Source organism: Peribacillus simplex (assembly GCF_001578185.1).
Lineage (GTDB): Bacteria > Bacillota > Bacilli > Bacillales > DSM-1321 > Peribacillus > Peribacillus simplex_A.
In genome coordinates this window covers 1,400,448-1,427,012 of record NZ_CP011008.1, presented here as the reverse complement: position 1 = coordinate 1,427,012, position 26,565 = coordinate 1,400,448, and the positions used below count along the sequence as shown (strand labels likewise).

The 26,565-nt window shown below is 39.2% G+C and carries 20 protein-coding genes and 4 pseudogenes; 4 read left to right on the top strand and 20 right to left on the bottom strand.

Annotated elements, in window-relative coordinates; translation table 11 throughout:
• Positions 1-61: 61 nt before the first annotated feature.
• The gene (locus UP17_RS06690; RefSeq protein ID WP_061462220.1) at positions 62-397 is read left to right on the top strand and encodes a DUF3905 domain-containing protein; all 336 of its coding nucleotides are present in this window, start codon (positions 62-64) and stop codon (positions 395-397) included.
• 82 nt (positions 398-479) lie between these two features.
• Here UP17_RS06690 and UP17_RS27390 read toward each other — a convergent pair whose 3' ends face one another.
• The 8 genes and pseudogenes from UP17_RS27390 to UP17_RS06660 form a co-directional block, all read right to left on the bottom strand.
• A complete protein-coding gene (locus tag UP17_RS27390) occupies positions 480-602 on the bottom strand; it encodes a hypothetical protein (RefSeq protein ID WP_155727263.1) in 123 nt (40 codons plus the stop codon).
• A gap of 44 nt (positions 603-646) precedes the next feature.
• Positions 647-802: a 3-hydroxyacyl-CoA dehydrogenase NAD-binding domain-containing protein gene (locus UP17_RS26155; protein ID WP_081108741.1), complete on the bottom strand. Its 156-nt coding sequence runs from the start codon at positions 800-802 to the stop codon at positions 647-649.
• Between the two features lie 33 nt (positions 803-835).
• Positions 836-1,255 (bottom strand): TetR-type transcription factor C-terminal domain-containing protein, encoded by a 420-nt coding sequence (locus UP17_RS06685; protein ID WP_349817601.1) that lies wholly within the window; start codon positions 1,253-1,255, stop codon positions 836-838.
• 212 nt (positions 1,256-1,467) lie between these two features.
• A pseudogene (locus UP17_RS28640) lies at positions 1,468-2,086 on the bottom strand (AMP-binding enzyme); the annotation flags it as partial.
• Positions 2,086-2,486 (bottom strand): annotated as a pseudogene (locus tag UP17_RS26140) (SDR family NAD(P)-dependent oxidoreductase); the annotation flags it as partial. The pseudogenes UP17_RS26140 and UP17_RS28640, both read right to left, overlap by 1 nt.
• A 9-nt stretch (positions 2,487-2,495) precedes the next feature.
• Positions 2,496-3,690, bottom strand: a pseudogene (locus tag UP17_RS06670) (acyl-CoA dehydrogenase family protein).
• A gap of 99 nt (positions 3,691-3,789) precedes the next feature.
• Positions 3,790-5,118: an ATP-binding protein gene (locus UP17_RS06665; protein ID WP_061462218.1), complete on the bottom strand. Its 1,329-nt coding sequence runs from the start codon at positions 5,116-5,118 to the stop codon at positions 3,790-3,792.
• A 199-nt stretch (positions 5,119-5,317) separates the two neighbouring features.
• Positions 5,318-6,670, bottom strand: a complete 1,353-nt coding sequence (locus UP17_RS06660; protein WP_061462217.1) for a TrkH family potassium uptake protein — start codon at positions 6,668-6,670, stop codon at positions 5,318-5,320.
• A 232-nt stretch (positions 6,671-6,902) separates the two neighbouring features.
• On the opposite strand from UP17_RS06660, the gene UP17_RS06655 reads away from it, so the two are divergent.
• Positions 6,903-7,100 carry an alpha/beta-type small acid-soluble spore protein gene (locus UP17_RS06655; RefSeq protein WP_061462216.1) on the top strand — a complete coding sequence of 66 codons (198 nt, stop codon included), beginning with the start codon at positions 6,903-6,905 and terminating at the stop codon, positions 7,098-7,100.
• A gap of 55 nt (positions 7,101-7,155) precedes the next feature.
• Here UP17_RS06655 and UP17_RS06650 read toward each other — a convergent pair whose 3' ends face one another.
• From UP17_RS06650 to UP17_RS06630, 6 genes are all read right to left on the bottom strand, one after another.
• Positions 7,156-8,400, bottom strand: a complete 1,245-nt coding sequence (locus UP17_RS06650) for an anti-sigma factor domain-containing protein (protein WP_061462215.1) — start codon at positions 8,398-8,400, stop codon at positions 7,156-7,158.
• Positions 8,397-9,140, bottom strand: coding sequence for an RNA polymerase sigma factor SigI (gene sigI, locus UP17_RS06645; protein WP_061462214.1), 744 nt, complete (start codon positions 9,138-9,140; stop codon positions 8,397-8,399). Before sigI ends, UP17_RS06650 begins: the two co-directional genes overlap by 4 nt.
• Positions 9,141-9,494: 354 nt before the next feature.
• Complete coding sequence (locus UP17_RS06640) at positions 9,495-10,268, bottom strand: TerC family protein (RefSeq protein WP_061462213.1); 774 nt, start codon at positions 10,266-10,268, stop codon at positions 9,495-9,497.
• 255 nt (positions 10,269-10,523) lie between these two features.
• A complete protein-coding gene (locus UP17_RS06635; protein WP_061462212.1) occupies positions 10,524-12,086 on the bottom strand; it encodes an aldehyde dehydrogenase family protein in 1,563 nt (520 codons plus the stop codon).
• A gap of 310 nt (positions 12,087-12,396) precedes the next feature.
• Complete coding sequence (locus UP17_RS29685) at positions 12,397-12,606, bottom strand: hypothetical protein (RefSeq protein ID WP_434218694.1); 210 nt, start codon at positions 12,604-12,606, stop codon at positions 12,397-12,399.
• On the bottom strand, positions 12,599-12,937 hold the full coding sequence (locus tag UP17_RS06630) for an SDR family oxidoreductase (protein ID WP_061462211.1): 339 nt from the start codon (positions 12,935-12,937) through the stop codon (positions 12,599-12,601). The genes UP17_RS29685 and UP17_RS06630 overlap by 8 nt, the downstream gene beginning before the upstream one ends.
• A gap of 292 nt (positions 12,938-13,229) precedes the next feature.
• Between UP17_RS06630 and UP17_RS06625 the strand changes: the two genes are divergently transcribed.
• Entirely contained in the window at positions 13,230-14,423 is a 1,194-nt protein-coding gene (locus UP17_RS06625; RefSeq protein ID WP_061462210.1) for an FtsW/RodA/SpoVE family cell cycle protein, read from the top strand.
• A gap of 128 nt (positions 14,424-14,551) precedes the next feature.
• Here UP17_RS06625 and nhaC read toward each other — a convergent pair whose 3' ends face one another.
• The 5 genes from nhaC to dcuS all read right to left on the bottom strand — a co-directional run bounded on the left by nhaC (position 14,552) and on the right by dcuS (position 22,013).
• The gene (nhaC, locus tag UP17_RS06620) at positions 14,552-15,931 is read right to left on the bottom strand and encodes a Na+/H+ antiporter NhaC (protein WP_061462209.1); all 1,380 of its coding nucleotides are present in this window, start codon (positions 15,929-15,931) and stop codon (positions 14,552-14,554) included.
• A 717-nt stretch (positions 15,932-16,648) separates the two neighbouring features.
• Positions 16,649-17,596 carry an AEC family transporter gene (locus UP17_RS06615; RefSeq protein WP_061462208.1) on the bottom strand — a complete coding sequence of 316 codons (948 nt, stop codon included), beginning with the start codon at positions 17,594-17,596 and terminating at the stop codon, positions 16,649-16,651.
• Positions 17,597-17,716: 120 nt separating this feature from the next.
• Positions 17,717-19,411: an NAD-dependent malic enzyme gene (locus UP17_RS06610; RefSeq protein ID WP_061462207.1), complete on the bottom strand. Its 1,695-nt coding sequence runs from the start codon at positions 19,409-19,411 to the stop codon at positions 17,717-17,719.
• Positions 19,412-19,707: 296 nt separating this feature from the next.
• The gene (locus UP17_RS06605; protein ID WP_061462206.1) at positions 19,708-20,415 is read right to left on the bottom strand and encodes a response regulator; all 708 of its coding nucleotides are present in this window, start codon (positions 20,413-20,415) and stop codon (positions 19,708-19,710) included.
• Positions 20,412-22,013, bottom strand: a complete 1,602-nt coding sequence (dcuS, locus tag UP17_RS06600; RefSeq protein ID WP_061462205.1) for a DcuS/MalK family sensor histidine kinase — start codon at positions 22,011-22,013, stop codon at positions 20,412-20,414. The genes UP17_RS06605 and dcuS overlap by 4 nt, the downstream gene beginning before the upstream one ends.
• Before the next feature lie 1,316 nt (positions 22,014-23,329).
• Between dcuS and UP17_RS06595 the strand changes: the two are divergent.
• A pseudogene (locus tag UP17_RS06595) lies at positions 23,330-24,629 on the top strand (transposase).
• Between the two features lie 139 nt (positions 24,630-24,768).
• Here UP17_RS06595 and UP17_RS06590 read toward each other — a convergent pair.
• Positions 24,769-26,343: a peptide chain release factor 3 gene (locus UP17_RS06590; protein WP_061462204.1), complete on the bottom strand. Its 1,575-nt coding sequence runs from the start codon at positions 26,341-26,343 to the stop codon at positions 24,769-24,771.
• Between the last annotated feature and the right edge of the window lie 222 nt (positions 26,344-26,565).

Here is a 26,565-nt window from a genome sequence, read left to right as displayed (position 1 = left end):
TCAGGGATATTATAGGGACAGACGAGAAAAAATAACCGTAAAACGGAAAGGGAGATTCTAGATGAAAAAGAAATTGGATTCACCAATTATCGATGATACACAACCCCACCAAATTAACGCACCAAGCTATAAAGGGACCGGCATAAAACCACGAGCTCCATTTGTCAATGATTATGGAGTCGTCATTGGCGACAGTAAATATGCATCTGAAAACTCACCACTCGAAAATTGGAGCGAAGATACAGACCCGGAAATCATGGCTGGAGACAACTGGATACACCCCACCAATGATATAGGCTGGAATTCAACTGAAAACCGTGAACTGTTGGAGGCTAAAAGAACGCCGCAGCCCCCTTTTATGCATCCTGATAAAGATGTTAGCATTGATACGGATTGAGTGGTTCTTGAAGGGTCAATGGTACAAGTGAAATCTTATTAACAACGGGGTGTATAGCTCATTCGGTATATACCCCTTATTCTCATTTAACTTGTAAAATCCACTTTCCTTTAGTTTGACGGGCGTTCATTTCTGCATGGTCATCTGCCGCCTTTTCAATCGGATAAATGACGCCGATCGCAAGCTTAAGCTTTCCAGAAGCCACGTAAGAAAAAAGACTTCAATGCCAGGCAACAGCATTCTGGGTGTTTAATGATCCAATTTTCCTAGGGCTATATTCAACGCGTTTTCCTGAGCATCCTGAAGAATCGTTTCGTAACCTCCAAATGCAGCAAGCATCGCAATTTGATGCCCCATCTGCCCAGCCCCAATTACGGTTATTGATTGAATTTGCTTGTAGGTCATGCCCTTCTACTAATTGGTTAGTATGTAGCCTGGTCAAGCTTCAATGCCCTGTAGAATCATCCCCATAAAAATGTCTGCAACTTCCTGTTCGGTTTTTTCACCTCCAGAGTCGAACCAATGATAGCTCCAATTGGCCACACCCAAAATAGCAAAAGAAATGATGGATGCATCAAGGTTGGAACGTAGTTCTCCGCTCTCGATGCCTTCCACCAGCACCTGTTTGATTTTATTACGGAACTCATCCCGCTTAGGAAGGATTTGTGCAAGTTTTTCGTCACTTAGATTTTTCATTTCACGGAAAAAGACCGTGGCGCTTGATTTTTTTGTCTTGATGCTTTTTAAAAGCATATATACCATAACGAAAAGCTTTTCCTTACAGTTTTTCCTAGTATCCGAAATGATGATTTCCTGCTCACTAAGCAACTCGTCTATATAAGCAATATGAATATCCATAAGCAACTGCTCTTTGCTCTTAAAGTAATAATAAAATGTTCCCTTTGTCACTCCAAATGATTCGACAATATCAGAAATCGAAGTTCACTAAAGCCCTTCTTTTCGAATAAGCGCATGCTATGTTCTGTCATTTTTCCTTTCATGTAAGCATCCTCGCAATCTGTAAAAATTCAGCTGAATTGAATCATACGCTCCGCACTATCAAAGCCTTCTTATTTCTTGGAAATTTCCTTCCTTAAAGCACTCCTTAAAATCTTTCCGACATTTGTTTTTGGTAACTCCTCAAGAAATTCAACGAAAAGCGGACCTTTATAAGCCGATAGGTTTACACGGCAGTACTCGATGATTTCCCGTTCACTTGCCTTTTTATTATTTTTAAGTATAAGCACCGCTTTTACCGACTCCCCTCGGTAAGCATCTGGAACTCCAAAGACAACCGCTTCCTGGACAGCAGGATGTTCATAGAGGACTTCCTCGACATCACGGGGGTAGATATTTTACCCATTTGCAATGATCAAATCTTTTTCCTGTCAACAATATAGAGATACCCTTCTTCATCAACTTTGGCGATATCACCCGTATAAAGCCAACCATCCCTAAGAGTCACCGCCGTTTCCTCTGGCATATTCCAGTAACCCTTCATCACTTGAGGTCCTTTTATGACCAATTCCCCCATTTCGCCTGGGGCCACTTCTTTAGTCCCGTCTCCTAGATCCATCACTTTATATTCTGTCGAAGGGATTCCGATCCCGGCACTCCCATGCTTCCTTTCAACAAATACCGGGTTGCAAAAAGCGTAGTTGGCGAAGCTTCCGTAAGACCATAGCCTTCATGATCCTTCCTACAGTCTGGCTCAAGATAAAAGTTCCGGTTACATTGACATTCATCACCTTCTGCCAGGCTTCAAGGGGCATGTCGATGGTCTGAGCCCCCAAGGATGCCCCGCTATTGTTCACTAAAATGTCAATGGCACCGAATTCCCAGTAAGTTTCGTTAACCACTTCCTGTACATCTGACGGATTTGTGATATCACACTTGAAGGACAGCGCCCTGCCTCCAAGTTTTTCAATTTGCGAGCAACTTCATCGCATGCTTCCTTCTTCCTTGAAAAAAGCACAACATTCACCCCTGCTTCGACAAATCCAGTCACTATTTGTACTCCAAATCCTATCCCTCCACCAGTTATGATCGCCGTCTTTCCAGTTAAATTGAATAGGCCGGTACCTTTCATATTTTCACTTCATGCTTTTGTTGGTATTTTCGAAGTTTTTATTTTAGCTACTAGTGAACGGCGCACTTCATCAGGACCATCAGCAAGCCTCAACGTCCGTGCATTTGCCCAATGTTCAGCAAACGGTAAATCGTTGAAATCCCTGCAGCTCCAAACCCTTGAATTGCCCTGTCCAGCACTTTTAATGCCCTGTTGGTGCCACCACTTTCTTCATGGCTATCTCCCGCCTTCTCTCCCTTGTTCCCGACAGTATCCATCACACACAGCTTTTAAAGTAAGAAGCCTTGCTTGTTCGAATTCAATCCGTGAATCGGCAATCATTCCATGATCACACCTTGCCTCGCCAAAGGTTTACCAAACGACACGGATTTGAATGCGCTTACATAATTCTTCAAGTGCTCTTTCAGCAGCACCGATCAGCCTTATGTGGTGGTGTAACCTTCCAGGCCCGAGTCTTCCTTGGGCAATCGCAAACCCTTTACCTTCTCACCATAGTATATTCGTTGCCAGGACCCTCACATTTGCAAAATTAATTTCCGCATTGCCATGCGGAGCATGATTATAACCAAACAGGGGGAGCATTTCCTCGATTTTGAAAACCGGTGTGTCCAGCTGCACAAGAATCATTGACTGTTGATCATGCTTGGACGCTTCAGGATCTGTCTTACCCATAACGATGGCAATCTTGCATCGGGGCTCTCCTGCTCCTGAAGACACCATAACCGGCCGTTTATGACATACTCATTACCTGCCTTTTCAAGACTGCACTCTATATTAGCATCGAAGACGCCACTACTGGTTCTGTTAGCGAGAAGCATGAGCGTATTTCCCTGGCAAGCAATGGCTTCAGCCAGCGTTCTTTATGTTCATCGGAATCGTATCTCACCAATACTTCCATATTTCCGGTGTCCGGCGCGTTACAATTGAAGATTTCAGGTCCTATCATCGTCCTTCCCATGATTTCACAAAGCGGGGCATATTCTAGATTTGTTAAACCTGCTCCATATTTGCGATAAGGTAAAAATAAATTCCACAATTTGCTTTTGCCGTTAATTCAGATAAAAGCGGCGGTAAATCACTTATCGTCTCTTCTGTGAATCTAGCTGCTTTTGATATACGGATTCATTTGGGAATACGTATTTTTCATGAATTCCGTTAACTTCTTTTCCAGATTTTGCACCTCTTGACCATGTTCAATTTGCAAATTGAATTCCTCCTTTAAAACTGACTAACCGGTTAGTATGTTATTACCGTTGGAGTACACGCAATATTCTGACTCTTATAACGATCGAATTATATATTTTCATGTCGTTCTTGTCCCGTTATCTGGACATTTTTCTTTCCCGTTATAATCACTTGGTAGGACTGCGGGGAATACACAAACGATTTTCGTACCTTTTTTCAGTTCGCTTGTTATGAACACTTTTCCGCCGTGCTTTTCGATGATTCTAAAACAAACGGAAAGACCCAATCCCGTTCCTGATGTTTTTGTAGTGAAAAATGGTTCTCCTACTTTTTGAAGGGAGTTTTCCGGGATACCCTCCCCTTCATCCAAAATGCTCAAAAAAACTTCCCCATTTTTTTCGTTTACGCTCACAAAAATATTTCCGCCATTCGGCATCGATTCTATGGAATTTTTTATCATGTTTATTAATACTTGCTTGATTTGGTTTTCATCAAAGTAAATAAAAATGGGTTCTGTATCGTAATTTTTATGAATTTGAATATTGTTCAATACGGCATTTGTCTCCAACAGTGTAACGACATGGTTACAGCTTTCTTTTAAATCCTTCTCAAGAAAAACCGCCTCCGCGGGTTTCGAAAGCAGCAAAAGTTCATTCAGGACTTGCTCGATTCGATTTATTTCCGAAAAAATAATATCATAATATTCATCTTTATCAGCACCGCCATCTTTAATCAACTTTACAAACCCCATTATGGCTGTCATCGGATTCCTGACCTCATGTGCAATCCCTGCCGCAAGTTGTGCAGCCGTTGATAACTTGCTTGATGTGATTGCCAAATGTTCGTTTAGGCTAACAAGCTTTTCTTCTGCATGTTTACGTTCATTAATTTCCGACAATATGCCTGCCGTCCCTATGAATTTCCCTGCGTCATCGTATATTAGTTTAACGAATGCTTCAACCCAACTGGTCCCTTTTTTCGCATTCAGTTTAATGTCCACTCGAAAATATTTATTTCCTTGATGAAAGGATTCCGCAAAGGCCTTTAATACGTCCTGATAAGATGTCATATCCATATGTTTAGAAAAGTGAAGCCCAAGTGATTCGTTCACCGTCGCACCACTCATCGATTTCCATGCTGGGTTTAAATACAACCATTTTCCTTTATCATCCGTTTGAAAAATAACCTCATTGAAGCTATTGACCAATTCTTTGGAGTACTTGGAGAAGATGCGATAACGTCCTTCGCTATCTTGCAATATAGCTATCGTTTTCCGTTTATTATCATAGATAGCACCCAAACACCAAGCAATGGATAGAATGGCGAGTAAATATATTCCTGCAAAGGCGGAAAACCTGCGTTCTTCATGGCCCAGCCACCCTAAATAGGGCAATATCAATATGAAGAACAGGGCAGGGACAATGATCCTTCCAGTATATTTGTTCATTTTTTCCACCTCCTTTACTAATGATTTAAACTTCATCCGACGGAGTTCCAGCAAGTAAGGGTTCAAATTATGCATATACTGTATATTAAAACGGTAAAAAACTCACTTATAGGTAAACTTCAACATTTTACCTTTTATTCCTGCAAACAACGCAAAAAACCTTTCCTCGATGGAAAGGTCTCTTTTCAACTTAAATCATTTACCCAATGATGATGCGTTCCTTTGGATAATGATAATTTTCCGTAACTTCTTTATGGCCTATGATATAAAGCAGGGACGTTATCCCGACCCGGCCAATAAACATAATGATCATAATGACAATTTTACCGGTATTACTGAGATCAGGCGTGATTCCCATCGAAAGGCCAACTGAACCGAAAGCCGAACATACCTCAAAAATGATTTGGGTTAAAGTGAAATTCTCGGTAATCGATAAAATGAAGATGGCCAATATGCACAGGAAGGAACCCATGATCATAACTGCTGTCGCTTTTCGGATATCATCTGGATGAATCTCCCGTTTGAACACTTTGATGGATCGCCTTCCCCTCATGAAATTCCATAAGAACAGAATCATGATAGCCAGAGTGGTTGTGCGGATCCCTCCCCCGACTGAGCTTGGGGATGCCCCAATGAACATTAATATGCTCATCAATAAAAGGGTCGGTTCCGAAAAGTCACTCACATTCATTGTTGTTAACCCTCCGCTTCGCGTATTGGAGGACATGAATAACGAGTAGAAGAACGATTCATGCCAGCTCTTTCCTTTAAATAACCCATTCATTTCCAGAAGGTAAATCAGGATCGTCCCCCCAATGATAAGGGAAAAGAAAGTGACTGATGTCAGCTTCGTGAACAAAGAAAAATGAAACTTATAAGTACGGGCACTATTGGACAAAAACTCTTTCAACTCGATCAAGACCGGAAACCCAATGGCTCCAAGGGTAAGCAGGATAATCGTGATGAACTGTACGAAGTAATCCCCTTTAAAAGGAATCATCGATATACCGGTGATATCAAAACCGGCATTGGTAGTGGAACTGACTGCCAAAAATAAGCCATTTAAGAAGGCGTCTTTCCAGTTTGGATAATAATTCAAAAAATAAATACCTAAAACCAGGGCACCAATCATTTCAATAACGAGGAATATCTGAATGATTTGAATCAATAATTTAACAAGGCCCGAAAGATTCGATTGGTTTTGATCGGTCATGATCAATTGCCTTTCCTTCAAACCGATCTTCTTGCCCAATATTAGCCAGAAAAAGGTTCCGAGTGTCATGATGCCAATCCCGCCAAACTGGAGAACGAACATCAGAATGAAATAGCCTACCTCATTATACACTTCGGGCAAACTTACAACTGTTAGACCTGTTACACTAACTGCACTTACGGCTGTGAATAAAGCATCCATGAATCCAAACTCCACGCCTGGCTTAAGAGCGACTGGCAGACTCAACAGTACGGTCGAGATGCTGACTGCCAAAACATAATAACCGACGATAAGCTGAGCTGGTGTTAATTTTGATAATATTTTTTTGATAGCAAACATAAAGAGTTTCCTTTCTTACTCCTTTATAGTTATGTGAATCACATAACCATTAAAAATCTAGTTTACCCTTTTTTCATTCTTTTTTCCATTCTCTTTTAAAACTGTCTTACTTACAACAATAAGGCAGGTTTACCAAAAAGTTTGATTCCGCTACTATAAGTAAAACTCCGCATTCTACTTATACTATCATTACAGCGGCAAAAGCCGTTGAAAAAGTAAAGGGGAGATTCAAATGGCTAACAGCAGTAACAACCTTCTTGTTCCTGGAATCGAACAAGCATTAGAACAAATCAAATATGAAATTGCATCAGAATTCGGTGTACAACTAGGTTCCGATACTTCAGCACGTGCCAATGGTTCAGTTGGCGGAGAAATTACGAAACGACTTGTAGCACAAGCTCAATCTCAGCTTAAAGGTCAAGGTCAATAATTACTATCACAATTGAATATCCATGGCTAAGAGTCCAGCTCCGTGCTGGACTCTTTTAATTATTCCCTTGTCCGTTTCCATTATTGCCCTTACCCTTTTTCCACTTATCCCAATCTTGTTTAACTTTTATCACTATTTTATCTTGTTTATCTTTTTTATTTTTATTTTCGTACTTTATATGATCGCCATTATTCTGTTCTCTTTCTCTTCCCTTTTCATTGACCGATGTATATCTTTTCCCATCAAGCCTTTTATCTTCCTTTTCATTTTTCTGCTTGTCCTTTAATTGGTTGCTGTGATTATTTTGATTGCTGACAGGTTTTCCTTTTGATTCCATGCTTTTTTCCTTAAAGTTATTTATCTCATTCCGTTTTCCATTTTTATCTTCACTTTTGTTTTTTCCCTTATTTTGGTCTGATGGTGTTCCTAAGTTTTTCTGTTCAATTGGTTTTGCTTCATTTACCGACTTTTGCTTTAATTCATTTGTTGTATTGTTCTCTTTTTTCTTTTCCTCAACCGATTTTTTTTCTGTACTCAGCGTTTCGCTCTGCTCTTTCGGAATAACAACCTTTTCCTCTACTTTTTTATCCGTTGCTGGTGCAGACTCCCTCGTATTGACTTTTACCTTCTCTTTATCTTCATTTAACTTCTTTTCGACATACTTACCTGTGGATATGCCTTGTTCCCTTGCTTGCTTCCTATCGCTTTTTGTTGCCTGAATCACTTTCATCTTCGTATTAGAAACATTATTCTGTTCTGATATTTCTTTTATCTCTTTTTTTAAGTTCTTATCCAATTTTTTATCTTTATCCAATATCGTTGTGGAAACGACTATTTGTTTTTTTTCTTTCAGATATCCAAGTTGCTTCGTCGTTTCGACGATTCGGTTTGTAACCGTTTTAATGTCCTTACCTTTCCAATCTTTCAGCTGACCAATCACAAGCTTGCCGTCTTCATTTAAACCGCTAAGTTTGAGAACTTCTAAATGATGGTCAAGCTCCAATTCAATGCTGGGATTCACATCTATTGTCATGTATGCCGATACATGCTCAGAGAAATAGGATGGAAGAAACGAAAAGAGAATCAGGAAAGTGGAGGCAATGCTTAGCACGGCCTTTTTTTTGAAAGATGAATTAAAATTGGGAAAGGCGAAAGTGACCTTTTGTTTAATAGGCGAAAAAGTGATTTCCTCACCTACTTCATATTCCCGTTCCTGCCTTTTGGTTTTTAGAAATTCACCCTCGGGGGTCAATAGGGTTACAAAACGCTTATTAACTGAAAGAATTACTCCTTTTTTCATCCATTGATAGCCCCTTTTATATAATCATTCAAGTACAAAAAATCTCCGTTTATTATGATTGCCACAGCAATGATGTACTTTCTGTTCCGTTCAATCGTTTTTCTGCTTACATCCACTTTTCCTTCAAGCTGCTTTACTGGCAGCCGCTTTTTTGCAAACAGGATTTCTTTCAGTTCGTCATCTTCCATTAACAATTTAGCAATCATAATAGCTCCCTTCCTGGCATCCGCATGTTTTGGAGAGTTTTCGACTAAATCCTCAAATGACAGACCAAAATCCTGTAGATGGCTTATATAAAGGTGAATTTCTTCTTTTCTTCTTTCCGATTCCTTTTGCTTCTCGTATTCATTCATGGAATTTTCATTATCGATATATATATGGCTTTGATCATTATCATCATTCAGAGATAAATCCAAAAGGACTTCTTTCCGTTTCGACTGGCTTCTTAAATAATCTATAACCCTTCGTTTAACGAGGGTTTCGGCAAATGCCAATAAAGAACGGCCTTTTTCCGGGGAATATTTATCGATTGCCTCATTAAAAGCAATCATTCCAATACTAAATTCATCATCTGATTCGTATATGTAACGTCTGCAGATTGATGAGACGGTTTTTGCAATAAAAGGTTTGAAAGACTCTATAGTATCATTACGAAGGCTTATATCGCCTTGTTGAATTTTCAATACGGTTTCTTCTAAAGAACGCTTTTTTTTGAATGCTGTAAACATCAATCCAAGCATTTGCTCACCTCGCTCCTGTTGAACAAAAATACGCATCAACATACTTATCTTAAGCGGAGGGAGTCTAAAAGACAGTGCTAAAAGAACTATTTTTGCAATATAAATGAAATCACATAATATATCCATATGATAAAATACTTAGTTTCTTCTCGTTTATTACAGTGCAATTACAGTAAAATATCTTTTACAGGATCATTGTACAAATCAATGGGACAATTGTCATTTTTCTAATCGGAATTTAATATTCACATCTTTTAACATATCATTCGCAAACATCCCTGGTCTTGTGTGGGTCATCTCCATAAATACATTAAGAAGATAAAAAAACAGGCGTAAACTTGCACGCCTGTTTTTTTATGCTTCCTGTATTTGATTCTCTTTTTTTTCTTTTTTGCTTGAAATGATCCACGCACCTACGGCAATTCCAATCAATACGACCCAGAATATCGATTTCCAAAGAGTTGATTCAGGGAAATGATGATCGATGACAGCCAGTGAAGGGTGTGCGAGTGTATATACTGCTAACTTCACCCCAACCCAACCTACAATCAAAAATGCTGCCGTTTCAAGTGAAGGACGCTGATGAAGCAATTTCACGAATGCATTTGCTGCAAACCGCATAATGATCAATCCAATCATACCACCGAGGAACATAACGGCGAATTGCCCTCCGTCAATACTGCCGACTTTCATCCAGCCTGTTGCAGGAAGTGTAACAGCCAGTGCAACGGCAGCCAACATGGAATCGATTGCGAAAGCGATATCAGCAACTTCAACCTTTACCACGGTCAACCAGAAGCCAGATTGCTTTTTAGGTTTTGTGACTTCCTTCTCACCTTTACCAACGTATTTTTTGTAAATGTGCTGAAAAGCAATGAAAAGTAAGTAAATGGCACCGATCGCTTGAACTTGCCACACGTCGACAAGAAAGGAAATAAGGAATAGACTTGCAAAGCGGAAAACAAAAGCTCCCATCAGACCATAAAACAAGGCTTTTCGTTGTTGTTCTTTTGGTAAATGTTTAACCATGACAGCCATGACGACTGCATTATCCGCAGCGAGTATTCCTTCTAGTCCAACCAAGATAAGAAGGACCCAACCATATTCCAATAATATTGATGCTTCCATCCATTCAACCTCCAATAGTTTGTATTTTCTCCCTATCGGCATTGGCAAAATAAAAAGACCTCTGCCGTATAGGCAAAGGTCTTGCTGAACATGAAAACATGTCAACAAAGCCGATGAATGTTTCCATTCACGTAATGACGACTTTGTTTTAGGGCGAACCCTAACGCTACTCCCCTTTGAAAGGAAAATCAGTTATTAAGTATATTAATAGTATACGCACTTATTATGAAAATAACAATCTTTTTTATATTTGGATCATCCTCTTCGTTTCCCTTTGGATAATTTAATCAACTGCAAATATTCTTTACCAAAACGGATCCAGTTCGGTTTTCCAGAAAAGTAGTTCTGAAACAACGATAAAAACCTCGGATATTTCCCATCATATGGATACCATTGGATTTCTGTATTCTTTTTACCTTTATCGATCATGATCGCTTTTTCATGACAGAAAATCTTCAATCCATGCTCGCCATGATAGCGGCCAATGCCACTTTGTTTGGCACCGCCAAATGGTAAATGATGATTTGCAACAGTAATCAGCACATCATTGATCGTCACCGCTCCTGTAACTAACTGTGACGCAATCCGACTTGCTTTTTCCCTGTCCATCGTCCATACGCTCGAATTGAGTCCATATTCACTTTCATTTGCAAGGGCAATCACTTGTTCCTCCGTATCAAAAGGCACAACAGGCAACACGGGTCCGAACGTTTCTTCTTTCATGATTTTCATGGAATGGTCGACATTGGACAGAATCGTCGGCGGAATGAAGTGGGTCTGTCCCGTTCTCCACTCTTTCGGAGAGGTTCCAGTTTCAAGTATGGCCCCTTTATTCAGTGCGTCCTCCAGGTGTCCAGCCACAATATCAACTTGTGCTGGGAAAGTCATTGAACCGATATCATCGTTTAATTGAATCCCTTGTCTCATGGACTTCGCTTTTTCTTTAAGCATCGTTAGGAATTCCTTATAAACGGAACGTTCTACATAAACCCTTTCGACACTCATACACACTTGCCCGCTGTTTGTAAAAGCACCCCAAAGAGCCCCGTTCACAGCCCGTTCCAGGTTAGCATCACACAGAACAATCATCGGATCCTTCCCGCCAAGCTCAAGAGTAGTTGGGATAAGTTGTTTAGCTGCGACCTCACCGATCATTTTTCCGGTCCTTACAGATCCAGTGAAAAATATATAATCTGGTTTTTGCTCAGTTAGTGCCGCCCCCAATTCTTTCCCCCCATGCGCAAACTGTATAGTTCCCTCTGGGAAACCAGCTTCATGAAACAGATTATCAATGTACAGCCCAACTAAAGGAGTTACCTCTGATGGCTTGGCGATGACTGTATTTCCTGCTGCTAGAGCATTTAGAATGGGTACCATGGAGAGCTGCAGCGGATAATTCCATGGTGAAATGACGAGAACCGTTCCACGGGGCATAAAATGGACATAGGATTTTTTCCCAATTAGCATGAGTGGAGTGGACACCCTCTGTCCGGAAAGAGCTTTTACTGCATGTTTCTCGATATGCTTGATCGCATCAATGGTGGGCATAATGTCAGCAACCAGCGCTTCAATTTTTACTTTTCCCGTATCTTTTGAAATAACTTCAGCTATTTCATCCATTTTTTCAACCATCAATAATCGAAGCCGTTTTAAATATAGCAGCCGTTCTTTGATGGGAAGACTCGACCACGCTTTAAACGCATATCTTGATTTCTTATATATATCAGGGATCGAGGTCAGTGGCGTTGGAACGAATTCCGCAATCTTCTCACCTGTTGCCGGGGAATACACATCCCACTTGCCTTGTATTTTTTCCATAACTATTCCCCTTTCTTTACCAAATTCTTATCTGGTACTCCTTATCATTTTTATGTTTTAAATAAAAATTGACCATAGCAGGAACAACTTCCCTGAAATCAGGACAAATGATTCCAGAAGCAACTAAATCGTTTTGGGCTGCAGTACTGTCAAAACGTCCTTTCCAAGTGAAGTAATCAAGGGGCTTCTTGTCCTAAATATGCCTTCATAGGACCCTTGATAGGAGCGCTTGGCTTAGTCCAATTGGAATATGGCCTTTTGGTCTTTCTTATACAATTCATCAACGAAAAGTTCATAAAATTCTCTAGCCTTACTTGGGTTGGGACCAGTTAAATGATAGGTTTTCCCTGCCTTCATTATATAATGCCGGAGATAAAGTAGCCTGTATAATATAATCGATTGTAACCAGGTTCACTACCGTTTCCCTCTCCGATGAAATATATGGATCAAGAAAATTAAGGTTGAAATGGCGACCATCGAATTTAATCGTTTCCCCTGTTTGGGAATGCCCCTTAACAATCCTGGGCCTGATTATGGTAATAGGAATCTCTTTTTAAGCTCCTCGACAAGTAATTCAGCCTCAAATTTTGTCGTTCATAATGATTCTCAAAGCTTTTCGGAAAGCGCAATTCATGCTCGTAAAGAATCCCTTCCCGATTCCCTGCCACATAACGGGTGCTAAAATACGTATACCTCTTAAGATTAGTTACCCCTTTAGCAAATTCGTTTACATGGTCCTTACCTACGACATTGACAAGCCGGTCAATTTTTTCAGGGATAGCTAAATCGTATATCGCGTCAAGATTAAATATGTGTGTGACTTTTTGTTGAAGTTCATCGAATAATTCCACTCACCAATTTACGTTGAATAGTAATCTCTTAGCCATAATAGCACTACCAAAATGGAATATATAGTAAAAATAATCATTATTAAAAGGAGAATTCACGACAACTATCGAAGTTAATGTATAGGAAACCAAAGGGAATTGCAGCTGTCAAGTTTATCGGGTTTAGTGTTTAATATGGGGTTTGGGAGGATAAATTCATATTATCGAATAAAAATTATTATCTATATAACTGATTTTCCGTTACTATATAAGAAGGCGATTTTTTCGCGCATACATATTTGAGGTGAGCGCACAAATGAAAAGAATAATTAAAGCATACGACTTCCCTATTTTCATCGCTGTCGTATTACTCTGTTTGTTTGGTTTAGTGATGATTTACAGTTCGAGCATGATTACTGCTGTTGCTCGGTACCACCAGTCCATGGATTTCTTCTTCGAGAAACAAAAAACGGCCTTTGTCATATCATTCCTGGCAATGATCGTGACGATGATTCTTCCTTATAAGATGTACAAAAACAAAATTTTCTTGATGTCTATGATGTTTGGAATGGCCGGTATCCTTTTGCTGCTATTTATTTTCGGCCATACAGCAGGAAATGCCACAAGCTGGTTCAAGTTAGGGACAAAATCGGTCCAACCTGCGGAATTTTCCAAGTTAGCCATGATCATTTATCTGGCAGCCATTTACGGAAAAAGGCAGGATCGAATCAATAGCATTGATAAAGCCGTCATCCCCCCGATTTTCTTTCTCGTATTTATTTGTTTTTTAATCGGGATTCAACCTGACTACGGAACGGCAGCCGTCATTTTCCTAATTTCAAGTACGATGATCTTTTCATCAGGAATGTCATTTAAGAGTATTTCCAAACTCTCTTTGATTACTGCGATATTCGTTACAATATTTGCATTAGGAGTAATCGTGACAGGAAATTTTTCATCCGTTTTCTCTGAAAATAAAGTGTCTCGATTTACCGGGTTTGCAGATCCTTTTGGTCAAGAGGGAGGAAATGGGTATCAGCTCGTGAATTCCTTGTATGCGATAGGATCAGGAGGCCTTACAGGCGTGGGACTTGGTGACAGTGTACAAAAATACGGGTACCTGCCCGAATCACATACGGATTTCATCATTTCCATCATTGCAGAAGAACTTGGAATATTCGGTGTAGGCTTCGTTCTATTGACACTTGGGTTTATCGTCCTTAGGGGGTTTATACTCTCAGCAAAATGTAAAGATCCATTTGGAAGCCTATTATTGATCGGAATCTCATCCATGATTGGCATTCAAGTTGGGATCAACATCGGCGGTGCGACTGGACTAATTCCCATTACCGGTATCACCCTTCCGTTCATCAGCTATGGAGGATCTTCCTTACTGCTGCTCATGCTGTCAATGGGAATATACCAAAATGTCGTAATGCGAATGAATTTACTTGAACAGAAAGAGAAAGTCGTGTCCATCCCAAAAGATGAGATCGCTTCTTCAAAATAAACGATCCAATCCTTCACCCCCTGACATTTCTGTTCATGTCAGGGGGTTTTAGTCATACCCTCTCTCCAATCTTTGGTTATGGGATATCACATAAAAAAACAGGCAGTCAAAACCGACCGCCTGTTTTTTCATTTATAATGGATACCGATTTTCGTAAAGCCTGAAATCAAGCTAAGCAAAGGACAAAGTAAGCAAAAGAATGCAAATGGGGCATATTCAAGGGTTGGAACACCCAATACCTGTGTCAGGAAAACACCGCAAACACCCCAAGGAACCAGAGGATTAACAACTGTTCCTGCATCTTCAAGTACCCTAGTAAGAGTTTTTGGGTGTAAGCCTAAATCTTCATATTTCTGCTGAAACGCTTTCCCAGGCAGTATAACTGACAAATACTGTTCACCCACTAGGAAATTCACGCTGATTCCTGCAAATACAGTAGCGGAGATCACTTTCGCTACACTCGTCAGTGAATCCTGGACCGCATTTAAAATTGAAGGAATCACTCCCAATTCAAACAATAGTCCGCCCATCGCCAATGCCAACAACACCATCGAAACGGAGAACATCATACTTTCAATGCCGCCCCTCGATAGGATTGAGTCCAGTTGATCCATTCCACTCTTGAGTACAAATCCGCCGTATAAAATATCTGCTAGTTTTGCAACCGTCAAATTAGGAGTTTGAATGAAAGCGACGATGGCTGCCGAAATGATTCCTGCCGACAATGTCGGAATGGCTGACACCTTTTTCAAAGCCATGACTAGAACGATGGCAAACGGAATCAAACTCCATATGCTTATGTTCGTTTCCATCTCCAGGGCTTTCGTCATGGCTTCAATTTCCTCAACGCGAGCCAGTTTGACATTAGGTGAAAGGAAGTAGAAGAGAATAAGTGATATTAAAAAACCTGGAATCGTTGTCCAAAGCATATTTTTGATATGTTCAAATAATGGTACTCCAACCGTTCCCGAAGCAAGGTTGGTCGAGTCGGATAATGGAGACATTTTATCCCCAAGAAATGCACCGGAAATGATTGCACCGGCTGTGATCGCCAACGAAAAATCCATCGCCGACGCCATGCCTATGAAAGCAACGCCGATTGTGGCTGCTGTTGTAAGTGAACTCCCGATACAGAGCCCAAGTAGCGAACACACCAAAAATGTGACCGCATAGAAATATTCACCAGAAATCCAGTCAAAACCATAGTACATGATGGTAGGGATCGTCCCGCTTGCCATCCAGATTGAAATCAGCATTCCAATGAAAAAGAATATATAGATAGCTCCCATACCAGAAACTGCACCTTTGACGATAGCCGCCTCCATAATCGAAAATGGCAGCTTCTTGATCTTTCCATAAACAAATAGAAATAGGATTGCCGCTATAATTGGAATATGGGGGGCAAGTCCATAATGTATGATACCAGTTGCAATAATTAAGAATAGAATTGCCAAAACCCCAATTGCTTCAGGTAAGGAGAGTTTTAGCTTTGCATCTTCAAGACGCATAATGTATTTCCCCACTTTCATTTTGTATATTCTCTAAGGTAAGGATAGGACTTTTCACTCCTTACAATTACTGAAACGCTTTTAAGCACTAAAGTACTAGCTAAATATAAAGGAGTTTCGGGCGATTGTCAAAGGAATAATAATCTATTTTAGTAGAATTCGATTCTTCATTCCTTTTTATCACAAAACAAAAACCCATACTTCGATTCGTATAGGTTCAGCTAAATATTCCATAAGATCATTGCTTAGCCCCAAATAAGGCCCTATCTTAATCATGTCCCTACAATTCTTTCAGTTATGTCGTAGTCCCACCTAAATGAACTGAAACCGTTCCTGATCATCAGATAATTTGGTTTTTAATTTACCAATTAATAAAAATTATTATTGTGTACAGACTACGTTTTGTAAGTAAAAAAATGATTCCTGTACACCGAAGATTTAGATTTTAGATTTGGTCAACTGCTGCATTTGAATAAGTAATTACACAAATCCTATTATTATAATCTTTTTTTGATAAATAGATAATTTTTACAATTGATAATATTTGCGACGCATTTTCCAAGGCTTACACCTTTAATCAAGCGCCATCCCTTTAAATAAAAATAGCCAGCATCGACTCTTTTCAAAAAAAGGTTAATGTTATATAATAAGTTTGTTCAGTATTTCACAAACTTCTGTTGAAAAGTATCCATCCAAGAAGGATGGATACTTAGAAGGCTACATTAACAAGGAAATATAGATAGGTAATGTAATTAAAGATAGAATGGTACTAATTACAAATGAAGATGCTGTTTCAGTTGATAATGAATCAAATCTAGTTGAAATCATTGCAGCTACAGCAGATCCCGGAAATGATACTAGCAAAATAGCTTTAATTGTATCTGCATGATCAAGGCCAATTAGATGAGCAACCAGAATCATAAATAATGGAATAGCCACAACTTTTAAAATGGAAATACCAAAAGCAATTGGTCGTAAGCTAATCTTACGGATACCCACGGTTACACCAACAGCAAATAATGCAACCCCAGATGTCACTGACCCAATTTGATCAAGCGCATTTTTTATGATATCCGGTGCCTGGAACCCTAATAGTGTTAATACAACAGCAAGTAAGGGAATACATGCAAGCGGTTCGCTAAGACCATGCAAAACAATACCTAGAATGTTTGTTTTTTCATCTTTAGATTTACCCAATCTGGATTGTCCAACCGTACCAACTATTGTTGCTAATGGATCCAGAAGGGCATTCACCACAATACCGGTAATCGCAATAGGTATAGCTATCTCTTGCGCCCCAAACAAACTGCCTAATACAGATATCCCCATAAAAGCAAAGGCTGGCTGAGTTGCGTTTAATGAAAACATAGATGCTTTAGTTAAATCGTATTTAAACACCAAACGAGCCACTATTAAAAGGATAATGTAAAAGCCAATAACACCTATGGTCATAGTTAAGAAAAATGACCATTGATTAATTAAGGTTTGTTTTGAGGTTGTCGTGATCCCAATGAATAAGTGTGCAGGTAATGCAAATTTTGTAACTAACGTATTAAGCCCTTTGGACGATTCTGAATTAAAAACTTTAAAATAGCCACCCAAATAACCAATAATAATTGTAAAAAAGATTGGTATTAATGTTAAAAATATATTCCCAATATTCACTCGAGATGCACTTCTCTTTCCAAAAAATTGTCCTATTTAAAAGATTCTACTATGACTGACTTATACGGAGATCCCCTAAAACGGATCCCCTTTCTTTTGAGACAACAAAATAATCTGGATTTATTTCCCACGAATAGTTTTGTACTCCGGCTTCCACATGTATTCTGTAATTGCTTTTTCAATATCTGTTATATCCGCTTTCGCAACTCCTTCTTCAATGGCTGTCTTTGCCACTTCGATGGCTACAGATTTAGAAACCTCTTGCAATTGTTTGATTGAAGGGAGTAAAGAAGCACCATGCTTACTGCTATCCGATAATCTTGAAACAGCAGATGATGCTGCTGCAAGCATGCCCTTAGAGATTATTGTTGCTTCTGCGACAATTGCACCAAGTCCAAGTCCTGGAAAAATATATGCATTATTAGATTGTCCGATTGTATAAATCACACCATTATAGTCAACATCATCAAACGGGCTTCCTGTCGCTATTAAGGCTTTACCTTGAGTCCACTTTATAAGGTCTTCAGGAACAGCTTCCGCTAAGGGAGTCGGATTTGACATCGGCATAATAATAGGATGTTCCACGTGCTTAGCCATTTCTTTTACAACTTCTTCTGAGAAAGCTCCTGTTTGACCAGAAGTACCGATTAAGATGGTTGGTTTAACCTTTTTTATTACCTCTAATAATGGGATAATTCCGACTTCATTCCGAGCCCATTCCTCAACTTCTTCAGCTTTCCGGCAATACGACTTTTGGAACTTCAAAACATCCGGAATGTCATCTATCAACAATCCACGATAATCGACAGCCCAAAAGTTACCATATGCCTCTTCTCTTGAAATGCCATCAAGAATCATGGCTTCAACCATCTGATCAGCATTACCGATTCCTGCTGCACCTGGACCAAAAACAACAACTCTTTGTTCCTTTAAAGGAACACCAGTTACTTGTAATGCAGACTTTACGGCGGCTAGTGTTACTGCACCTGTACCTTGTATATCATCATTAAAAGTGAGAATCTTTTCACCATAATTATCGATTATATTTCGTGCATTTATATTTCCAAAGTCTTCCCAGTGAAGTAATACCCTTGGGAAGAAGGCTTGAGAATTTTTAACAAATAAATCAATGAATTCGGTGTATTCATCACCGCGAACACGCCCAAACCTGTTACCAATATACAGTGGATCACTAATCAGGCTTTCGTTGTCAGTCCCAACATCCAGGACAATAGGTAGCACCCTGCTTGGATCAATTCCCGCAGCTGCAGTGTAGACTGCCAATTTGCCAATGGCTATGTTAATTCCACCAACTCCCTGATCTCCGATTCCAAGAATACTTTCAGAATCTGTAACAACTATTAAATCGATATCATCAGATGAAAGGTCCAGGTTTTTAAATGCATCTTCCATTCCCTCCATATTATCTATAGATAGATATAGACCTCCTGGACGGTGATATTCTTGGGAGTACTGTTGAATGGCCTCTCCTACAGTAGGTGTGTAAATGATCGGAAGTATTTCACTTAGATGGTCTTTAAGTAGGCGGTAAAACAGTACCACATTCCTATTAAACAAATCATATAACATTCCATTCTTCCGAATATCGCTAGGTTGAGTGGAGAATTGTACATAAGCTCTTTTTACTTGTTCCTCAAGAGTAAGCACCTGGGATGGCAGCAAGCCTACCAATCCTAGTTCATTTCTTTCTTCCTTAGTGAAAGCAACCCCTTTATTAATAAAAGGGTTTGACAGAATACCTTTTCCTCTTAAAGTTGTTTCCAAGCCCTTTTTTGTCTTATCATAAGCTGTCATAGACGTACCCTCTTCCTAAAAATGTATATTTATAAATGATCATTACTAGGCAATAGAGTATATTCTTCCCTGGAGAAGTGTAATTACTAAAAGAAAACTGTAAAAAGGAAAATAAATATACAGCACATAAAAACATAAATATTTCCTCATTACTGCTTATTTGTTTAATTTTGTGAATAATTTATAAATAACTCAATCGCCAGTGTATATCTTAGTAGTCATTTACGGGGGACACTAGCTTATTTAACTAATTTTAGTATTATGTAATTAAAAAAAGTAAGCAGCCATTTGGCTACTTACAGATAACGTTGAATAATATGGCTCTTGTCATCATTAAATTTGTGTTGGGAGACTGGTCGGCCTACCGTTCCATAGATTACCTTAACATCAAGGACCCCGATATCCTTCATGAATTTTAAATATTTCCTTACTGATACCCTGGATATACCCGCCACATTTGCGACTTCCTCTGTTGAAAAGGGAGCATTTTTAAATACCCGTATCACATTCCATATAATCTTTAAGGTATCTTGAGCTAATCCTTTCGGTAATTCCTCTGGTAAATGATTTTCTTCTTGATGCAATATTCGATAATCTAATTCTTCTTGATTAAGCATATTTTTATCTTGAATAAAAGCTGATTTGTTCCGATATGCTGATAAGGCCGCGTTAAAACGTTCAAATTCAAACGGCTTAATTAAATAATCAACAGCACCTAGTCTCAATGCTTTCTGAATCCTTTCAATGTCCGACGCAGCAGAAATGACAATAACATCTATCTCTTTTTCACTTTCTCGAATTTGTGAGAGTAAATCGAGTCCATTTTTCCCAGGCATGAAAATGTCTAATAGAACTAACCCTATTCTTTGATTTTCCAATACATTCAGAGCTTGATCCACTGAGGAACAGTAAGCAGCTAATTCGTAGCCATCGACTTGATTCAAATAGCGCTTATTGAACTCAGCAACCATCGGGTCATCTTCTACGATCATTACCTTAATCATCCTACATCATCCTTGCTTTTGTATGGTATATAAACCACAAACGTTGTTTCTTGACCTTCTTTTGAACTAATATCGAGATCTCCACCTAGCTTATCCAGGCTTGCCTTAACCAAATATAAACCAATCCCCCTGTCATCTCCTTTTGTTGTAAATCCTTTTAGAAGGATATGATTAAGATTGGCATCAGATATTCCCTTTCCAGTATCATGAACTTCAATAGTTAAAATATCATCTGCATAATCAAACTTTAATTCAATTCGTTTAACGGGCCTTTTTTCCACTGCTTCTATAGCATTGTCAATCAAATTTCCTATTATCGTAATTAGCTCATGAGTAATAGATGCATTTTCTGGTTCTGGCAATTGAAAGTCAGAGGATAATGCCAGCTTAGCACCTGCTTCCCTGGCATAACTTAGTTTTCCAATTAAAAAACCGGCTAGTACTGGATCTTTAACGGTTTTGGTAATAAAGCCAATCTCGTTCTCTCTGTGGTCAACAAGATCACTAATATATGCTGCAAGCTGATCATAATAATGCATATGCACCATACCAAGTATTACATGAAGTTTGTTCATGAATTCGTGCGACTGGGCCCTTAACGATTCAGCATATAAACGGACTCCAGTCAGCTGTTCCGCCAGCAGATGTATTTCTGTTTTATCACGAAATGTAGCCACGGCACCTACGATTTCATCCTTCACAAATACTGGTACCCTATTCACTAGTAAGACACTATCGTTTAAATCCTGCTCTTTATCCAATTCGGCCTTGCCGGTCTCCAGGATTCTATCCAGGTTTGAGTCAGGCATGTAACCAGTTACCTTTTTACCCGTTGGATTTTCATTAATGCCCGCTTTTTTAAATATCTTTAAAGCTGCTTTGTTTATGAGAGTAATGGTTGAACTCTGATCTACCGCTATAATTCCCTCCCGAACTGATTGTAAAATGGCGTTTCGCTCTTTTAAAACCTTCGCAATAGCAAAAGGTTCCAGCCCAAATAATATTTTCTTAATATACCTTGCCAAAAGTATTGCCCCGGCAATTCCGGTTAATATTCCAAAAACGGTTCCCACATAAATATTAAAACGGCTTTTTAAAACAGCATCATTAACTTTTTGAAGAGAAATACCGACCACCACGGCTCCAATTTGATTATCCTCTGAATCATAAACAGGGGTGAAAGAACGCAATGACCTGCCTAAAGTTCCTTTAGAAATAGATATGTGCTCTCTACCTCGTAATACATCTTTCTCATCCCCCCCAACAAATTTTTTTCCTATTTTACTTGGATCGGGGTGAGTTTTCCGGATTCCATTATTATCGATTATTACTACAAATTCTACATCTGTCGATTTTTTTATCCTATTAGTAAATTGCTGAACTTCCTGATTGTTCCCACTTCCACTTAACGCTTCGATTACAAGCGGCGTTTGTGCTGCCATGCGTGCTACGTTTACTGCTTTTTCAGTCTGGCTCTTCTCTATTGTATCCGCTACTGTTTGGCTAATAAGAATATCTGTAATAAATAATGATAGGGCTACTACCCCACACACCAGTATCATAATAGTAAACTGTAGACTCCATTTCCCTTTTTTCACTGCTACACACCTCTTTGGTCTAAAAACTCTATTAACTTTAAGGAAGATACTTTTTATGTTAAGTATGTTCATTTTGCCTACATCACAAATTATTCGGTACTTTATCAAGTTCCAAAAAGGTAGCCAATTGATTTAATTCAATTACTTGGATTTAAATGCATACCTCGGTAGTTCAATATAAGTTATTTTGCTATTCTCCTCCTGCACCAGGGTTAAAGCCACAAATTTTCTATTAGCAATATGCAGTTCTAAAAAGTTTCGCGGAATATCCCAGCAATTCTTACCATGCTAAAAGTTACTACGCTTTTCTTTTAACCTTTCCAATTAGTTACTATTTAATTTTCATAAATTCAGCTGTCTAACATCTTCTATCTCCCTGTTTCCGTTTATCTAAAGTCGACATGTTTAAAACAGGGGGTAATGATTAAAATTCCGCATTTTCAACAGATTTCAAATCAAAAATGTATTAAGACAGTACTCAAGGTTTAGACTTAGTCATCAATTGTGTAAAATGGCCTAAACATAGAAAAGATCATTTAATTACTAGAGATATGTTAATGATTATGAAAAAAGATTAGTAATTGTAGACATCAGTGCGGATGTAGACGGGGCAATTGAAACCTATAAATCGAAAATACATGCAAATCCTACTTATGTATATATAACATCAGTCTTTATTGTTTATATTACTTTTATCTGGAATCTGTTTTTTTTGGATTACACAAAAAAAGCTTGCAGATTTAGACCCTAAAAGGGACCTTATTCTACAAGCTGAACAACTTCCACTATCAGATGTTTTCCAGTTAAACTATTGATTAAAATGATATACAACCCAAATGTCAGGGATTTCTGTTCCAATGTACCAAGTTAAGTCGAAGCCTGATTGATTATGAAGTTCCTCCATAAATTCGCTCTATAGGTAATTTCACATTATAACAGGTAAATATAGCCCCGGAAACATGTTTAAGATACTATCAAAAAAACCTTTCGATATTTAAACAATGCTCCAGATAATGAAAAAACCCGTGTATATTACACGGGCCAGACTGTAGACAAACTCGAGGAAAATCGAGTTTGTCTATTTTTTATGAGTTGTACAATTTGGCCGTTGATTGGAACGTAAGGCACCTCGATTTCCGCGGGCGGTCGGGGAGCCTCCTCGGCTTTCGCCTGCGGGGTCTCCCCTAGACGCGCTTTTCCCGCAGGAGTCTCGAACACCCGCTCCAATCAACTTTGTCTTACCTTTTAGATAAACACTTTTGCCTGGAGTCATTTTTGTTTTTAAAATAGAAGTATTAAAACTTGAGGTGATGAGGATGCTTTCTAAACATGATTCTATTCAGCGAGATCAACTTGAAATGATTACGTTAGATCAACTGGTGCCACCGAACCATTTGGTTCGTAAAATGGAGGCTGCCATTGACTTCACTTTCATTTATGACTTGGTGAAAGAGATGTATTCAGAGGTAGGACGCCCAAGTATTGATCCAGTTATTTTAGTTAAACTGACATTGATTCAATATACCTTCGGTATTCGTTCCATGCGTAAAACGATTGAAGAAGTTGAAACCAATATGGCTTACCGTTGGTTCTTAGGCTATGGTTTCCATGATAAAGTACCTCCTACTCCACGTTCGGGAAAAATTATGAGCGACGCTTTAAAGATACAGACCTGTTTGAACAGATTTTCTATCGCATTTTAATGACAGCTGCTAATAAAAAGTTAATAAGTGCTGAACACGTTTTCGTGGATTCCACACATGTGAAAGCCAGTGCGAATAAACGGAAATTTGAAAAGAAAATCGTTCGTAAAGAAACACGAGCGTATCAAGGGCGTCTTCAAGAAGAAATCAATCAAGATCGTGAAAACCATGGAAAACAACGGATTCTGAGAGTGGCTACTATGTGAAAGATGAACGAACAAAACAGTTTGCCTATTCATTCCACGCGGCCGCAGACCGCAACGGTTTTGTATTGGGAACGATTGTAACACCTGGAAATATACATGACAGTCAGATCTTAGAGCCACTAGTTGAACAAGTGATTGAGAAAGTTGGAAAACCGGAAGCCGTTGCCGCAGATGCAGCTTATAAAACACCAGCGATTACAAGCTACCTATTTAACAAAGAAATCATACCGGCTTTACCTTATACACGTCCTCGCACCAAAGAAGGATTTTTCCGCAAACAGGACTATGTATACGATGAACATTTTGATGGTTACCTTTGTCCTTCGGGAGAGCTATTAAAGTACTCAACAACCAATAAAGAGGGCTATCGCGAGTATAAATCACCCAAACACACTTGTGCGACATGCTCATTTTTATCTCAGTGTACAGAAAGCAAAGACCATCAAAAAGTGGTGACACGGCATATTTGGCAAACACATGTGGAAGAAGCAGATCATCTGCGTCATCATCAAGATGTAAAAACTATATATGCGAAACGTAAAGAAACGATTGAGTGTGTATTCGCAGATGCAAAAGAAAAGCATGGTATGCGTTGGACAACTTTAAGGGTACTTAAAAAATTGTCGATGCAGGCGATGCTTACTTACGCTGCCATTAATTTAAAGAAGATGGCCAATTGGACATGGCGAGGTCCAAAAATGGCCTAACATAGTGGGCTCGTAGAGCCCCAATCTCTTAACTTCAGGCAAAAATTCAAAGGGAATCTCAAAAAGGGGTTCGGAATTTTTTAATTCCGAACCCCTTTTGTCTACAAACTGACCCGTGTATATTACACGGGCCTCTCCATTATTTCAAATCCATTGGATTATATAATTCCACGTCAGGATTTTTATCTTGGAACCAACGAAGTGCAAATTCGTTTTCAAATAAAAATGCATATTTATCAAACCGGTCTTTAACAAGAATGCTTCTTGTGCTATGAAGATTTTCATCCAGCTTTTCATCTTCAGCCCAACGTGTGATCTTACTGCCCATGCGCTCCATCAAGACTTCAACATTGTACTCATTCCTCATTCGATGCTCGAATACTTCAAATTGAAGTTGCCCAACCGCACCAAGCAGGTATTCTTCCATCCGAACCGTTTTGAAGAGCTGAATTGCCCCTTCTTGTACAAGTTGGTTAATTCCTTTATGGAAATGTTTCTGTTTCATGACGTTTTTAGCTGTTACCCTCATGAATAGTTCCGGTGTAAACTGCGGTAGCCTTTCAAACTGGAACATGTCTTTGCTTGTTGTAATCGTATCGCCGATTTGGTAGTTCCCGGTATCATATAAACCGATGATATCCCCGCTTACGGCTTCGTTTACGGTGTTCCGATCATCTGCCATGAATTGAGTAGATGAAGAAAGGTTGATTGGTTTCCCTGTCCTGCTCAAGTTGACACTCATTCCACGCTCGAATTTACCGGAGCAGATACGAAGGAAAGCAATCCGATCACGGTGTTTCGGATTCATATTCGCCTGTATCTTGAAAATGAAGCCGGAAAAATCATTACTGACAGGACTCATTTCACCTGATGTTGTCATCCGTGCTTGTGGGGCTGGTGCAAATTTCAGATAAGCATCCAAAAACGTCTGAACACCGAATGTCGTTAAAGCACTTCCGAAAAATACGGGACTAAGTTTTCCATTCGCAATGTTTTCTTCAGAGAATTGGTTACCCGCTTCCGTCAACAGCATGATTTCTTCCAAAGTTTGCTCATATAACTGGGAATCCTTAAGTTTATGATCCACTTCGAGTTCACCTTCGTCATTCAACGGAAGGAAACGCTCATCCCCTTCAGTTTTGAATTGTTCAATCCGATTATTGAACCTATCGTAAATACCCACGAAGTCTTTTCCCATTCCAATCGGCCAGTTCATCGGGTATGTTTCAATCCCCAATACCTCTTCAAGTTCGGCAAGCAATTCGAGCGGCATTTTACCTTGTCGGTCCATTTTATTGATAAAAGTGAAAATCGGGATACCCCTCATCCGGCATACTTTGAATAATTTAACCGTCTGATCCTCGATCCCTTTTGCCGAGTCGATGATCATCACGGCGCTATCAACAGCCATCAGTGTACGATATGTGTCTTCACTGAAGTCTTGGTGACCTGGTGTATCGAGAATATTAACACGGAAATCATCATAATCAAATTGCATGACTGAGGATGTAACGGAAATTCCCCGTTGCTTCTCTATCTCCATCCAGTCACTTGTAGCATATTTCCCTGTTTTTCTTGCTTTAACTGTTCCGGCATCACGAATCGCACCACCAAACAGCAATAATTTTTCTGTTAAAGTCGTTTTCCCGGCATCCGGGTGAGAGATGATTGCGAAGGTCCTTCGAGAGTGAACCTCGTCTTTTAATGTAGTCATAAAATGTTCCTTTCATTATTGGAGTCATCAATAAAAAATATATAGGGGATTTATCGTAATTTTTACATTGGAATGGCAACCTTTCTTTGTATGCAGCAAAGATCCTGATCATACACAATATATGTAAGAAGCAATATATCATAAGGCTTAAGCCTTGGCTACTCGGCATTCATTTCAATCAACCTTACTATTTTAACACGATATGAAGGAAAGATGTAGAGG